Source organism: Actinoallomurus sp. CA-142502, from assembly GCF_050936355.1.
Lineage (GTDB): Bacteria > Actinomycetota > Actinomycetes > Streptosporangiales > Streptosporangiaceae > Actinoallomurus > Actinoallomurus iriomotensis.
The window spans coordinates 658,179-670,752 of sequence record NZ_JBNJMY010000001.1 but is presented as its reverse complement, the minus strand read 5'-3'; the positions used below and the strand labels follow the sequence as shown (position 1 = coordinate 670,752).

Here is a 12,574-nt window from a genome sequence, read left to right as displayed (position 1 = left end):
GGCCTCCGCGAGCCGCGGGGGAGCGAAAGGAGCCCTCGTGCGAGTCGTGGTCATCGGAGCGGGCATCGTGGGCGCCGCCGTCGCGGCCGGACTGACCCGCCGCGGCGCGCGGGTCACGGTGCTGGAGGAGCGCTTCGCCGGCGCCGGCACCACCGGCGCGTCATTCGGCCTGGTCACCGCGGATCACACGGAGTCGGAGCCGTACCACACGCTGGCCCACGCGGCCGTCCACGCCCACCACGCGCTGGGCAGCGACGCGTTCGTGCCGACCGGGCACCTGGTGTGGGCGACGGAGCGAGCGAGCCTGGAGGAGCTGAACCGGCGGGTGGACTGGCTCGCGGGCCGTGACTACGCCGTCGAGTGGATCACCGCCGCGCGGGCCGCCGAGCTGGAACCGGGCCTGGTCCCGCGGCCGGACGGCACCGAGTACGCGCTGTTCCCGGAGGAGGCCCACGTCTTCCCGGCCCGGCTGCTCGGCCGCCTGCTGGCCGAGGCGCGCGCGGGCGGCGCCGACGTCGAGACCGGCGTCGCCGTACGGGAGATCCGGTCGAACGGGTCGGGCGCGAACGTCGTGCTCGCCGACGGCGACGTGCGGACCGCCGACTACGTGGTGAGCTGCGCGGGCCGCTGGACCGGCATGCTGCTGGACGTCGCGACGCTCGATTCGCGCATGCCGGGCGCGCACACGGGCGGCTTCCTGGCGAGCACGACACCGGTGACGGCCCCGCTGTCGCGCGTCCTGTCGACGGACCGCCTGAGCGTACGCCCGGACGGCGGGGGCCGCCTGCTGCTGCGCGCCCCGGACCTGGACGCGGCCGCGGACCCGGCGGTGCCACCGCCGCCCCGGGTCGGCGCGGAACTGCTGTCCCGCCTGCCGGAACTGCTGACCGGCACCGACGGCGCCCACGTGGAACAGGTACGCGTCGCCCAGCACGCGGGCCCGTGCCGAGGCCGCACGGCGGCGGGCTTCGTGGACCACGCGTACCGCGTGTACGCGGCGGTGACCCGCGACGGCATCACCCTCGCCCCGCTGCTGGCCGACCTGGTCGCCGGCGAACTGCACGGCACGGAGTCCGCCTTGCTGAGCCCGTTCCGCCCCGGCGCCGAGGTGCTCGCGTTCCCCGGCTAGCCATCCCGACCGGGGCGGGTAGGGAGGACGTCGTTGGAGGCTCGCTACCGCCCGGTCGCGCAGTAGGCGTCCACGGCCGTGTCCCATTGAGCGGTCACGCCAGGCTCATTGTCCGTGACCAGGCCCACGTGGTATTCGTTCTGGGCCACCACGACCTGGCGTTCGCCGTCCGCGCTGCTGATCCAGGTGCTCACGTAGCCGAGCACCTCGCCGGTGTGGGTGAACACCTCGCCGCACTTCTTGGTGTCGACCCGCCCCACGCCGAGCGCGTAGTTGGTGAAGCCGCCCACGGTCTCGAGTTCCTGCTGCTGGGCCGGGGGCAGCAGGCGGCCGGAGAACAGGGCCCGGTCGAAGTCCGCCAGGTCGTCCATCGTGGACACGATCGCGCCCGCCGGCCCGAACGCCGAGACGTTGGAGAAGGAGATGTCCCGGACCCATTCGTAGCCGTGCAGCCAGTTCCCGTACAGCTTGGGGTCGTCGGTCGGGAAGGTGGTGTTCTTGAGGCCGAGCGGGTCGATGATCCGGTTCTTCACCTCGGTCGCCGGGTCGTTCCCGGTCACCGCCTTGATGACCATGCCGGCGAGAATGTAGTTCGTGTTCGAGTAGGCGAACTTGTCCAGCGGCGGATTCGAGATGGCGATGTCGACCAGTTTCCGCGGATCCCAGTGCTTGCCGTTGTTCAGGTCCGCGATGTATTCGTTGCGGAACGCCGTGTCCGAGATGTAGTCGGGCAGGCGGCTGGTGTGGTTGAGCAACTGCCTGATGGTGATCTTTTTGCCGTCGTTGCCGTTCTTGTTCACTACGCCGGGCAGCCACCGGTCCACGGTGTCGTCGAGCGACAGTTTGTGCTCGGCCTCCAGTTGCAGCAGCACGGTGGAGGTGAACTGCTTGGTGTTGCTGCCGATGCGGAACTGCGCCTTCGGGTCCGCCGGCACCCGCATGAACATGTCTCCCCAGCCCGCGTGGGCGTACTCGACCGTCTCGCCGTCGCGGACCATGCCGATGACACCGGGCAGGTTGTTGTCCGACCGCGCTTTCGTCACGCCCGCCTGGAGCACCTCGCCCGGCGTCTGCGCCTCGGCCCGCGCGGCGGTCACACCGGCGGCGCCGGTGATCAATATGGAAAGGGCGATGACCGCCCGGGTACCGGCTCTCCAGAATTTCACCTGCGCCAACCTCCGAAATCGGCTGCTCATAAACCGCAGTAAAGTTAGCGGCGACCGATTAAATCGGAATGAAATGATGGTTTCAGTGGCGCTGAGTCACCCGGGTACGTGGCTGGGCCGCGCGGGGGCGCATGATGAGTGCGGCGACGTAGTACGTGCACGGCCCGGATCCCGTGTTGGCGTAGCCGTGGGTGACGTCGGCGGCGAAGTAGGCCGAGTCGCCCTCGTTCAGGTCGACGGGCGTGTCGGCGATGGTCAGCCGGAGGGTGCCGGACTCGACGACGACGTACTCGTGGGAGCCCGGGGCGTACGCCGGGAAGCGGCCGGCGTCGCAGTCCGGAGGCAGGGTCGTGCGGATCCACTCGAAGTTCACTCCGGGCACGACCGGCGACAGGACGGTCCGCCGCCATCCTCCCGGCTCGTCGACGCTGTCCTGGTCGGCGGCGCGGCGCACGATGATCCGGGTGTCCTCGGGCTCGGCGACGAGGTCGGCCAGAGACACACCGAGGCCGTCCGCGATGCGGGCCAGGACCACGATCGTCGGGGCCTTCTGCCCGCGCTCCACCGACGACAGCATGCCCACGCTCACGTCGGCCGCCTCGGCCAGCTGCTGAAGAGTCAGGCCCCGGTCGTGTCGCAGCCCCTGGATGCGTCTGCCCAAGGCCACAAGCATTTCTCTATAATAGCTGCGAATTTCACTATAGAGAAACGAGCATGCCGTGGCAGTCCCCGAAGCGGTCATTCGCCCCGCCGTTCCCGCTGATCTGGAGGCCGTGGCCGAGATCTACGCGCACTACGTCTCCGAGACCGTGATCACCTTCGACCAGACCTCGCCGACCGTCGCCGATTGGCAGGGGCGGCTCGACGACCTCGCCGGCCGGGGGCTGCCCTTCCTGGTCGCCGACCTCAACGACGAGGTCGTCGGGTATGCCTACGCCGGCCCGTGGCGCCCCAAGCCGGCCTACCGGTACACGGTGGAGGACTCGATCTATCTCGCCCCGGACCGGACGGGGCGGGGGCTGGGCGGAGCGCTGCTCGGCACGCTGCTGCCCCGATGCGCCCAGGCGGGCATGCGCCAGATGATCGCGGTCATCGCGGACACCGGGAACGGCGCCTCCACCGCGCTGCACGAGCGTTTCGGCTTCGCGCCCGCGGGCCGGCTGACCGGCGTCGGACACAAGCACGGCCGCTCGATCGACACGCTGCTCATGCAGCGGGCCCTGACCACGGATTAGGTCCAGGACTCACGGCCACGGCTCCGCGACCACGCGCAAAAGGCCCGACGCCCGCACGCTCGGGCCCGTCGCCGTCGACCAGGTCCGGCCGAGACCGTAGCCGCGCACGGCACGGGAGCGACCACAATGGAGGCGTGGGCATCCTGATCGAGGTCGCGCCCGACCTGCGGCTGTTCCTGGCGTCCCGGCACCGGGACGGGCGGGTCGACGCCGCCGTCGACGGCACGTCCTCGCTGGGGCACGTGGTCGAGTCGCTCGGCGTCCCCCTGCCGGAGGTCGGCACGCTGCTCCTGGACGGCGGCCCCGTCGCCACGTCGCATCGACCCGTCGACGGGGAGCACGTCACCGTACTCGCCGTCTCGCGGCCGCAGCCGACGCCCGATCCGCCCCGGTTCCTGCTCGACGTTCACCTCGGCACCGTCGCCCGGCGGCTACGGCTCGTCGGGGTCGACGCCGCGTACGGCAACGATCTCGACGACGACACCCTCATCGACATGGCCAACGAGCAGCGCAGGATCCTGCTCACCCAGGATCGTGGCATCCTCCGCCGCCGCAAGCTGTGGTTCGGCGCCTTCGTACGCGGGAGCCGGCCCGATGAGCAGTTCGACGACCTTCTCGACCGGTTCGCGCCGCCGCTGCGTCCGTGGACGCGCTGCACCGCCTGCAACGGCCGGCTCGCCCCCGTGGCCAAAGAGGAGATCGAGCACCGCCTCGAACCCGGCACCCGCCGCTGCCACGACGAGTTCGCCCGCTGTCAGGCCTGCGACCGGCTCTACTGGAAGGGCGCGCACCACGAACGGCTGAGGGAGATCGTGAACGACGCCCGTCGGATGCGCCACGCGTGACCGAGGGAAAGACGCGTCAGCGTGGGTCCCCTGCGGGGATGCGTGCGCGTACGAGGAAGCCGCCGTTCGCCTGCCGGTCGGCGCTGAACTCGCCGCCCAGGGCGTCGACCCGCTCACGGAGCCCGGCGAGGCCTCGCCCGCTTCCGCCAGGAGATGCGGTCCGTGCGCCGGAGCCGTCGGTGCCGACCCGCACGGTGATCTCCTTCTCGCCGTAGCACAGGTGGACCATGGTGCGGCTGCCGTGGGCGTATTTGAGGGCGTTGGTCAGTGCTTCTTGCACCACCCGGTAGGCCACGAACTCGGCGCTGCCGACCGATTCGGCCCGTTCGCCCTCTTCGGTGAACTCCACGGGCTGCCCGGCCCGGCGGGTCTGTTCCACGAGGGTGCGAAGGTCGCCGACGGATGGGGTGTCGACGGGAGTGTCGTGGTCGGGGTTGAGCAGGTCGAGCAGATGCCGCAGGTCGGAGATGGCCCGGCGGCCGGTGTCGGTGATGGTGCTCAGGGTCGCGTCGAGGCGGTCGGGCGCGGCGGTCAGGTAGCGTGCCGCCTCGGCCTGCACGACCATCGCCGTCACGTGGTGGGTCACGACGTCGTGCAGCTCGCGGGCGATGCGGGTTCGTTCGGCGGTACGAGTCGCCTCGGCCACGCGTAGGCGCTGTTCGGCCTCGGCGGCCCGGGTCGCGCGCAGCCAGGATCCGACCCCCCACACCAGGACCAGCGAGACGTAGAACAGCGCGAATCCGTCCACCTTCTCGGTCCCGCCGAACAGGTGGAGCGCGACCGCCAGCGACACGTAGCCCAGGCTGAACGCGACGGCGACGACGCGCCGCCGACGTTCCAGATGGGCGCCCACGCTCAGCAGCGCGATGGGCAGCGCGGTGCCCGCCACCTCGTGGTAACCGCGGAGCTGGTCGAGGGCGAAACCGATCGACACCAGGGCCAGGCAAACGGCCGGCCACCGGCGGCGTACGGCGAGCGGGAGGCCCTCGAGGGCGACCGCCGCGAGGGTCAGGGCGTCGAAGGGGCGGGTCGCCAGCCCACCGAGCTGTGTCCCGAAGCCGTGGAACGCCGGAAACAGCGACGCGGCGAACAAGAACAGCGCGAACGGGAAATCCCGGACCGTGACGTCAGACCGTCGCCACAGATCCGGGATCCGCCGGTAGTCGATCACTGAGCGACCGTAGCGGTCGTGGCGGCCCGGGCGCCGCGCCGGCGGGGAACGAGGTTGCCGCGCCGGCGGGCCACCCACAGGAACACGATCGTCAGTAGCACGCCGAAGGTGACCGCGGACCCGCTCGCCTCCGGCCCGAACTGGCCGCCGGTGATCATGGCCGGACCCGACGTCACGCTGTGCAGCAGCCCGTGGGTCTGGCCGTTGCCGGAGACCTCGGTGCCGAAGATGGCGGCCTCGGCGAAGTTCCAGCCGAAGTGCAGGCCGATCGGCACCCACAGGTTGCGGGTGGCGGCGTACGCGGCGGCGAGCGTGCCGCCGGCCTCGATCGCGATGGCGATCGCACCCCACAGAGTGGCGTCCGGGTTGAGCAGGTGGTACGCGCCGAACAGCACGCTGGTCACCACCAGCGCCACCCAGGTGCCGGTGCGTCCCTCGATGATCCGGAACAGCACACCGCGGAACATCAGCTCCTCGGTCACCGCGGCGGCGGCCATGAAGCCGAACAACCCGACCGGGCCGGTCACCGACCCGAACCCGTCGACCCGGTAGGCCCCGTTGAAGGCGATGTTCCCGATGACGGCGCCGAACCACGCGACGCCGATGAGCACCCCCAGGCCGACGCGAGCGGTGGCGCCCTTGACGGCCACCTCCACCGGCTGGCGGCGCTCGGACCACCGCACCACCTTGGCGTACACGAACAGCGCGAGCACGGGCGTCGCCGTACCGAGGACCAGGCACAAAAGCGCGTTGTCCTGCACCGTGGCCACGAGCTGGCCGCCGATGAAAGCGACCACCATGACGGGCAGCAGCTGCTTCAACAATCGCATGACGATTCCTTCGCGATTTTTCTTTGCGGATTCCGCGGCTGGGAGCGCCGCGGCGATATGGAAACGCTAGGGATTCGCCGGCCGGAAATCGTCACCGCGCGGTGGACAGTCGCTTGTAGCTCGCACGGGGGACAAGCGCGCCTCCAGGTGTCCACCGTGCGGTGACGATTCCGGGCCGTCGGATCAATAGCGTTCTCCACATCGCTTTCTCACTGGAGGAAAATATGAATCCCACGTTCAGGGCATCCGCCGTGATGGCACTGTGCTGCGCCGTGACCGGCACGGGGCTGGTCGGCTGCAAAGACGTCTCGGACGCGCATACGAAATCATCTGTAACCAAAATCGACGGCCGGACGGTGAACGTCTCCTGCTCGGGCAAACCGATGAAACACAAGCCCGTCATCGTCTTGATGCCCGGGCTGGGCGATGGGCTGGAGAAGATGGCCGGCATCCAGAAGACCCTGAGCGAGAAGAACCGGGTCTGCTCCTACGACCGGCTCGGCGAAGGCGCGAGCGACCAGCCGGACGGCCCGCAGACCTTCGCCGGCAGCGGGAAGATCCTCACCGGGGTCATCGACCGGGTCGCCGGTCACCGGCCGGTCGTGCTGGCCGGGCACTCGCTGGGCGGGATGATCGCCGCCAGGTACGCCCCCGGCCACCGGGACAGGGTCAAGGGCGTGGTCCTGATGGACGCCACATCACCGACCTCGGTCGCCGACGTCACCAACGCGATCCCCGAGTCCGCCACCGGCCCGGCGGCCGAACTGCGCGCGCAGACCCTCCAGGTCGACCGGGGCGACAACCCGGAGAAGCTCCTCATCACCGACGGGAAGGTCCGTTCGGCCGGCGACATCCCGGTAGCGGTGATCCAGCATGGGAAGAAGTACCTCGCGGCCTTCCCGAGTACGGACCCCGCCTGGAGGAAGACTGGGCCAAGGGTCAGCGCGAATGGCTCGCGATCTCCCACCACAGCAAGCTGATCACGGCCACGAACAGCGAACACTACATCTACGTCGACCAGCCCGACCTCGCCGTCAAGACCATTCAGCGCGTCACCTCCGAAGCCGCGCGCTGAGCGGTTGAACCGCCGGGCGTTCCCTTCCGTATGCCGAAGAAGGGGTTGGTCTGCGTCACCACAGCGGAGGGGAACGAGGCATTGCTGTCGGATCAGTCGACGAGCGCACGAGCCGAATGGCAGTCCTGCCGGGCGAGGACCCGCTGTACGCGCGGCGCCCGGTACGTCACCGGGGCGGACATCGTCCGGATCTCCCGTACGCTCGCCCTCGAACCGTGGAAATTCACGCAGACCGCGCCCGCCACGGTCGGCGACCCCACCGGGATCGTCCTCGACAAGGGCCGCCGCCGCGTCACCCTCAAGCTCGCCAACGCCGCCCACGGATGCGTCTTCTCGATCCGTACGCCCAGCGGCGCCGCCTGCTGCGGCCTCGGAGACGTCGCCCCCGTCGCGTGCCGGATGTTCCCGATCGATCCGAAGGACGGCGTTCCGACGGTACGTCCCGAACGCACCTGCGACTGCCATGAGTGGAAGCTGGAGGATCTGGACCGGGGGGCGGTGGTCAAGGCCATGAGCACCTGGACGGCCGACCGTGACCACTGGTTCGAACTCGTGGAGCGGTGGAACGCGCTGGCGGCCGACTCCGACGAGGAGTCCGACATCAAGGATTTTCAGCGCTACCTGCTCGAAGCACAGAGCGCCCGCGAGGCCGGCGCGGGATGGCCCGAGGATGTGACGGCATGAGCAGCGGTCCCAACGTCGCCGGATGCGCCGGTTGCGCCGCCAGGTGCTGCCGCAAGTACCAGGTCGGGATAACCCCCAGGGATGTCCGGGTACTCGCCGAGGGCACCGCCATGCATCCCAGCGACTTCGTCCGGCTGCTGGACACCGACAAGGAGGGCTTCCGCCTCCGGCCGGGCGGACCCGCGAAAAAGCTCTACCTGCAACGATCGGCGGACGACAGCGGCTGCGTGTTCCTCATGGAGATCGCCTCCGGCGAGGCCCGCTGCGGCGTGTACGCCCACCGTCCGCTCGTGTGCAGCACCTTCCCCATGAGCCTGCGGGGCGGCGTGGTGACGGTCCGCGAGAACGTCGTCTGCGGCCCCGACTCCTGGAACCTGTTCGCGATGGACCTCCCCAACAGCCGACGTGAACTCACCCTCGACAACGCGGCCCGCGCCGAACACCGAGAGATCATCCAAGCCTGGAACAAGCGCATCGACGCCTCCGGCCGGGAAGCGACACCTTACGATCTCTACGACTTCCTGCTGAGGTACACCCCCGAAACGGCGGCGCAAGCTCAAGAAGACTGAACGCCGCCACGCATTACGACCTTGATCTCGACACAGTCAGAGGCATTGCCCTGCGAACGGCTCGACTTACGCCAACCATCGGACTTGGTCATGTCATCGCCTCCATGGCGGTTCCGATCAGACTCCGAGACTGACTTACGGGGAGTGCGTAGTCTCCAATGTGATCGTAATTGACCATCATCCGTTCGACATCTTTCTCACCCCGGTCGAGCCGCCCACCGCCTTGAGCTTCCAGGTACGCGATCGTGTCGGTCGCCGTCTCAATGACCTGGAACGATCCGTCCAGTCCAAGGTGCTCGCCGGTATCGGTGGGGACCACGCGGACGCTGACGTTCGGTCGCTCGCCTGCCTTCAGAAGGTGGGCGAGCTGCTCGCGCATGACCGCCTTCCCGCCTACGGGCCGGCTGAGGATTGATTCATCCAGTAAGACGGACAGCCGCACTGGAGGATCACGACGCTCTAGCAACAGTTGCCGCTCCATGCGCCTGTTGAGAGCCGCGTCGACGTCAAGCACGCCACCCGCGATGAGGAGCGCCCGCGCGTAGTCGGGCGTCTGCAGCAGGCCGGTGACGACGAGCGCCTCATAGGCGCGGATGATCTTTGCGCGGCGCTCGTAGCGCAGAAACTGCTCGAACCAGCCCGAATCATGTTGCTGGTTCGCGTGGGTGACCAGGCGTTCGAAGTGGCCGCACGTGTCCCACGCGCTGTCTAATTTTCGGGCGTGCTCGATATCCAGTGGGCGGAGGCCCGATTCGTAGTTGTGTACAGCGGATCGGCGCACATTCAGGATGCGGCCCACATCGGCCTGCGACATGCCGTGCGCGAGGCGATATCTCCTTAGGTCGAAGGCCACCCAGTCATGAAGTGATCCCAAGGGATCCAGCTCGTCGGCGAGCGCCATGCGACACCTCCCCGTACACGATTTTTTTGTGTACGACACAGGCTACACATTGAATGTCACGCTCGTCGGTAATTCCACTTCACAGCGGAGATGGGCGATCCCATGAACGCACACATATCGGAAAGGCCGGTTGCGGCCGTGGAGTTCGGCGACGACGGCGTCCGGACTCTCTTCGTCAAAGACGCCACCGCGCCCGGTGAGGCGCGTACGTGGGTCGCGGCGTATTTCCTCGCCCATGGCCGGGCCGACGTCATTCCCGACGCACGGATCCTCGTGAGCGAGCTGGTGACCAACGCGCTACGGGAAGAGGCATTGTTCGAGGTCAACGGCGGTGCCGCCATCGGTTTGACGATCACCCGGGGCCCGCTCGCGTACCGCGTCGGCGTGTACGACGGCAACCCCGATCCCCCGCCGGCACCTCCGGAATTTCCCGCTCTGGACGCCGAGGCGGGGCGCGGCCTGGTGCTGGTCGCCGCGATCGCGACGCAGTGGGGCTCGACGCCCGCCACCGACCCCGCGACCGGCCGCCAGGGCAAATACGTGTGGTTCGAACTGCCGCGCACGGCGTCCGATGAGTAAGGACATGGCGCCCCACTTCGACGATCTGCTCACGCCACGTGAGGCGGCGGCGCTGCTGGGCGTACGGACCACCACGCTCGCCCGGTGGGCAAGGGACGGGATCATCAAGCCCGCCGTCCACACCCCCGGCGGCCATCGCCGCTATCGGCGCGGCGAGGTACTGACCCTACGGACCGACAACACCACCGAACGACGGATCGACGAAGACGCGGCCCGGCTCTACGACCAAGGTTGGCCGATTCGCCGGGTGGCCGCCGAGTTCGGCGTGAGCTACGGCATGATGCGCCGCATCCTCATCAGGCAGACGGCGCTGCGAAGTCATGCACGGCCTCGTCATAGTGCCGCTGAGCCGCCATGACCTCGGGGGTGTGTGCCGAGATCCAGCGGACCAGTTGGGCGAACGGGCGGGACAGGCCCCGGCCCAGCTCGGTCAGCTCATAGCTGACCTGTGGCGGGGTGGTCGGCTCCACGGTGCGCTCGACCATCCCGTCGCGGACCAGGGTCCGGAGCTTCGCGGAGAGCATCTTCTCGCTGATGCCCTCGATGCGCTCGCGCAGTTCGAAGAAGCGCATCGGCCCAGGCGTCAAGGCGGCGAGGATCAGCGGCACCCATCGTCCGGTGACATGTTCCATCACCTCCCGCCCAGGGCAGGCGCTGTGAAACGTGTCACTGATCCACCGGGCGTCGCTCTCGTCCACCTGCTCACCTACCGCGGTCGCATGGGCTTACCAAAAGGTACGTACTTACAAAGGGTAAGCCCAGAACCTAATGTCTCCCGCGTCTTCGTACGACGAGCAGGGAGAGGCAAGATGAACAGCAAGCGGGTAGCGCTGGTCAGCGGAGCCGGCCGGGGAATCGGGGCCGCGACCGCGCGCGAGTTGGGCCGGCTCGGCTATCACGTGATCGTCAACTATCTGCGCGACGCCGAGTCCGCGGAGCTGGTGGTCGAGCAGATCGGCGACGCGCAGGCGATCTCGGCCGACGTGACCGACGAGGCTCAGGTCACCGCGCTGGTGGACCGGGTGGTCGCCGAGCACGGGCGGATCGACGTGCTGGTGGGCAACGCCAACACCGCGGCACCGCCGTTCGGCCCGCTGGAACACGTCCCGTGGGAGGCGTTCGAGGCCAAGGTGAGCGGCGAGCTGGCCGGGCTCTACCACCTGACCCGGCGTGTGCTGCCGGTCATGCGCCGGCGGCGGTCCGGCCGGATCGTCTACGTCTCCGCCACCGCGGCCGAGCTGATCATCGGCAGTGCCGCCCACTCCACGGCCAAGGCCGCCGTGAACGCTTTCGTCCGGCAGGTCGCCGGCGAGGCCATACGGGACGGCGTCACCGTCAACGCCGTCGCCCCGGGCGCGGTCGGTACCGATGCCACCGCTGAGGTGTTCACCGACGGCATCCGGCGCCACTTCGGCGACCGGTCCGTGACCGGCACAATGCTGCGGCCGCAGGACCTGGCTCGCCCGATCGCCGCGCTCGTGGACGGCGCGTTCGCCGCGGTCACCGGCCAGGTGATCCCCGTCGATGGCGGATACCCTCTGCTGAGCCAGTTGCTGGACGGCCTGCCGGCCCGATTCCGCGATGACGCGGTCAGTCGCTGAACTTCAGGTGTGAGCCGGTGATCCGCAGGGCGATCCCCTTCGAGGACACTTTCAGGCTCTTGAACTTCAGGCCCATCGGCAGGCCCGTCACCGGGACCGTGAAGTCGAGGTCGTCGCCCAGGTCCGACAGCGGGAAGCCCTCCACCGACACCGCGTGCACCCGTATGCCGTTGCCGACCTTCGTGACCTGGGCCGTCGCGGTCGCGGTCGCGACCTCCAGGTCCACGTCCGCCTTGACCGTGTCGGGGCCCGCGGCGGTCAGTGACAGGTCGGGTTGGCCGGCGGCCTTGGTCAGTGCGCCGAACGACACCGTCGCCGTGCCGTCCACGCTGCCGATCGTGCCCGAGCGGAAGCTCGAGTCCACCCGTACGTCGCGGGCGTCGCCGTCGATGGTGCTGATCGTCAGCGGGCCCTCCCGTACGTCGTGAGCGGTCATGCGGGCGTGCGGGAAGTGGCGGCGCAGCACCTGGGTCAGGAACGGGAAGCCGTAGATCGTGACGTCGGGGCGGGCGCCGAAGCCCTCCTTCTGCACCTCGGAGGCGATCCGGCGCTCGGCGTACGCCGCCGCGACGCGGTCGCCGGCGACGGCGATCCCGGCCAGCACCAGAATGACGATCACCAACACCACGGGCCAGCGGCGCCTCCTCCGTCTCGCGGGGAGGTCCGGGCGCGTCGAATCCGACGAGAATGTGCTCATCGCGGTCTCGCACTGCGGGCCAGCATGTCATTCACCCAATTTCACCGACGGCCTGCCGTCAATAGCCAAAATATGCCACGCGGGAAAGATGG

At 69.1% G+C, this 12,574-nt stretch carries 17 protein-coding genes; 9 read left to right on the top strand and 8 right to left on the bottom strand.

Annotated features, from left to right (window positions below; genetic code table 11):
• Positions 1–37: 37 nt before the first annotated feature.
• Positions 38–1,129 carry an NAD(P)/FAD-dependent oxidoreductase gene (locus tag ACQEV1_RS03705; RefSeq protein WP_433391157.1) on the top strand — a complete coding sequence of 364 codons (1,092 nt, stop codon included), beginning with the start codon at positions 38–40 and terminating at the stop codon, positions 1,127–1,129.
• A 44-nt stretch (positions 1,130–1,173) separates the two neighbouring features.
• Here ACQEV1_RS03705 and ACQEV1_RS03700 read toward each other — a convergent pair whose 3' ends face one another.
• Positions 1,174–2,295 (bottom strand): serine hydrolase domain-containing protein, encoded by a 1,122-nt coding sequence (locus ACQEV1_RS03700; protein WP_433391154.1) that lies wholly within the window; start codon positions 2,293–2,295, stop codon positions 1,174–1,176.
• 82 nt (positions 2,296–2,377) lie between these two features.
• Positions 2,378–2,962: a helix-turn-helix domain-containing protein gene (locus ACQEV1_RS03695; protein ID WP_433405839.1), complete on the bottom strand. Its 585-nt coding sequence runs from the start codon at positions 2,960–2,962 to the stop codon at positions 2,378–2,380.
• A 52-nt stretch (positions 2,963–3,014) separates the two neighbouring features.
• Here ACQEV1_RS03695 and ACQEV1_RS03690 point away from each other — a divergent pair, with 52 nt between their 5' ends.
• Together ACQEV1_RS03690 and ACQEV1_RS03685 are read left to right on the top strand one after the other, a co-directional pair.
• Complete coding sequence (locus tag ACQEV1_RS03690) at positions 3,015–3,530, top strand: N-acetyltransferase family protein (protein WP_433391151.1); 516 nt, start codon at positions 3,015–3,017, stop codon at positions 3,528–3,530.
• 134 nt (positions 3,531–3,664) lie between these two features.
• Positions 3,665–4,375, top strand: coding sequence for a Mut7-C RNAse domain-containing protein (locus ACQEV1_RS03685; protein ID WP_433391148.1), 711 nt, complete (start codon positions 3,665–3,667; stop codon positions 4,373–4,375).
• A gap of 16 nt (positions 4,376–4,391) precedes the next feature.
• On the opposite strand, the gene ACQEV1_RS03680 is transcribed toward ACQEV1_RS03685, so the two are convergent.
• Positions 4,392–5,546, bottom strand: coding sequence for a sensor histidine kinase (locus tag ACQEV1_RS03680; RefSeq protein ID WP_433391145.1), 1,155 nt, complete (start codon positions 5,544–5,546; stop codon positions 4,392–4,394).
• Positions 5,543–6,376 carry a lysostaphin resistance A-like protein gene (locus ACQEV1_RS03675; RefSeq protein ID WP_433391142.1) on the bottom strand — a complete coding sequence of 278 codons (834 nt, stop codon included), beginning with the start codon at positions 6,374–6,376 and terminating at the stop codon, positions 5,543–5,545. Before ACQEV1_RS03675 ends, ACQEV1_RS03680 begins: the two co-directional genes overlap by 4 nt.
• Positions 6,377–6,759: 383 nt before the next feature.
• Here ACQEV1_RS03675 and ACQEV1_RS03670 point away from each other — a divergent pair, with 383 nt between their 5' ends.
• From ACQEV1_RS03670 to ACQEV1_RS03660, 3 genes are all read left to right on the top strand, one after another.
• Positions 6,760–7,356, top strand: coding sequence for an alpha/beta fold hydrolase (locus ACQEV1_RS03670; protein ID WP_433391139.1), 597 nt, complete (start codon positions 6,760–6,762; stop codon positions 7,354–7,356).
• A 176-nt stretch (positions 7,357–7,532) separates the two neighbouring features.
• Positions 7,533–8,135 (top strand): hypothetical protein, encoded by a 603-nt coding sequence (locus ACQEV1_RS03665; protein ID WP_285635251.1) that lies wholly within the window; start codon positions 7,533–7,535, stop codon positions 8,133–8,135.
• Positions 8,132–8,704 carry a YkgJ family cysteine cluster protein gene (locus ACQEV1_RS03660; RefSeq protein WP_433391136.1) on the top strand — a complete coding sequence of 191 codons (573 nt, stop codon included), beginning with the start codon at positions 8,132–8,134 and terminating at the stop codon, positions 8,702–8,704. The genes ACQEV1_RS03665 and ACQEV1_RS03660 overlap by 4 nt, the downstream gene beginning before the upstream one ends.
• Here the strand turns inward: ACQEV1_RS03660 and ACQEV1_RS03655 are convergent.
• Both ACQEV1_RS03655 and ACQEV1_RS03650 read right to left on the bottom strand, forming a co-directional pair.
• Positions 8,692–8,796, bottom strand: a complete 105-nt coding sequence (locus ACQEV1_RS03655; protein WP_433391133.1) for a DUF397 domain-containing protein — start codon at positions 8,794–8,796, stop codon at positions 8,692–8,694. The two genes, ACQEV1_RS03660 and ACQEV1_RS03655, sit on opposite strands and share 13 nt — an antisense overlap.
• The gene (locus ACQEV1_RS03650; RefSeq protein ID WP_433391130.1) at positions 8,793–9,605 is read right to left on the bottom strand and encodes a helix-turn-helix domain-containing protein; all 813 of its coding nucleotides are present in this window, start codon (positions 9,603–9,605) and stop codon (positions 8,793–8,795) included. Before ACQEV1_RS03650 ends, ACQEV1_RS03655 begins: the two co-directional genes overlap by 4 nt.
• A 138-nt stretch (positions 9,606–9,743) precedes the next feature.
• Between ACQEV1_RS03650 and ACQEV1_RS03645 the strand changes: the two genes are divergently transcribed.
• Together ACQEV1_RS03645 and ACQEV1_RS03640 are read left to right on the top strand one after the other, a co-directional pair.
• On the top strand, positions 9,744–10,184 hold the full coding sequence (locus tag ACQEV1_RS03645; RefSeq protein WP_433391128.1) for an ATP-binding protein: 441 nt from the start codon (positions 9,744–9,746) through the stop codon (positions 10,182–10,184).
• Entirely contained in the window at positions 10,177–10,542 is a 366-nt protein-coding gene (locus tag ACQEV1_RS03640) for a helix-turn-helix domain-containing protein (protein ID WP_349498049.1), read from the top strand. The genes ACQEV1_RS03645 and ACQEV1_RS03640 overlap by 8 nt, the downstream gene beginning before the upstream one ends.
• On the opposite strand, the gene ACQEV1_RS03635 is transcribed toward ACQEV1_RS03640, so the two are convergent.
• Positions 10,481–10,882 carry a winged helix-turn-helix transcriptional regulator gene (locus tag ACQEV1_RS03635; protein ID WP_285635238.1) on the bottom strand — a complete coding sequence of 134 codons (402 nt, stop codon included), beginning with the start codon at positions 10,880–10,882 and terminating at the stop codon, positions 10,481–10,483. The genes ACQEV1_RS03640 and ACQEV1_RS03635 overlap by 62 nt on opposite strands.
• Before the next feature lie 111 nt (positions 10,883–10,993).
• Between ACQEV1_RS03635 and ACQEV1_RS03630 the strand changes: the two genes are divergently transcribed.
• On the top strand, positions 10,994–11,785 hold the full coding sequence (locus tag ACQEV1_RS03630; protein ID WP_433391124.1) for an SDR family NAD(P)-dependent oxidoreductase: 792 nt from the start codon (positions 10,994–10,996) through the stop codon (positions 11,783–11,785).
• On the opposite strand, the gene ACQEV1_RS03625 is transcribed toward ACQEV1_RS03630, so the two are convergent.
• Complete coding sequence (locus ACQEV1_RS03625; protein WP_433391121.1) at positions 11,775–12,413, bottom strand: LmeA family phospholipid-binding protein; 639 nt, start codon at positions 12,411–12,413, stop codon at positions 11,775–11,777. The genes ACQEV1_RS03630 and ACQEV1_RS03625 overlap by 11 nt on opposite strands.
• Positions 12,414–12,574: the final 161 nt, after the last annotated feature.

Excerpts from the sequence above, each read along its gene's own strand:
- ACQEV1_RS03675 (WP_433391142.1), bottom strand. The coding sequence starts at position 6,376 with ATGCGATTGTTGAAGCAGCTGCTGCCCGTCATGGTGGTCGCTTTCATC.
- ACQEV1_RS03630 (WP_433391124.1), top strand. The coding sequence starts at position 10,994 with ATGAACAGCAAGCGGGTAGCGCTGGTCAGCGGAGCCGGCCGGGGAATC.
- ACQEV1_RS03660 (WP_433391136.1), top strand. The coding sequence starts at position 8,132 with ATGAGCAGCGGTCCCAACGTCGCCGGATGCGCCGGTTGCGCCGCCAGG.
- ACQEV1_RS03650 (WP_433391130.1), bottom strand. The coding sequence starts at position 9,605 with ATGGCGCTCGCCGACGAGCTGGATCCCTTGGGATCACTTCATGACTGG.
- ACQEV1_RS03670 (WP_433391139.1), top strand. The coding sequence starts at position 6,760 with ATGAAACACAAGCCCGTCATCGTCTTGATGCCCGGGCTGGGCGATGGG.
- ACQEV1_RS03655 (WP_433391133.1), bottom strand. The coding sequence starts at position 8,796 with ATGACCAAGTCCGATGGTTGGCGTAAGTCGAGCCGTTCGCAGGGCAAT.
- ACQEV1_RS03640 (WP_349498049.1), top strand. The coding sequence starts at position 10,177 with ATGAGTAAGGACATGGCGCCCCACTTCGACGATCTGCTCACGCCACGT.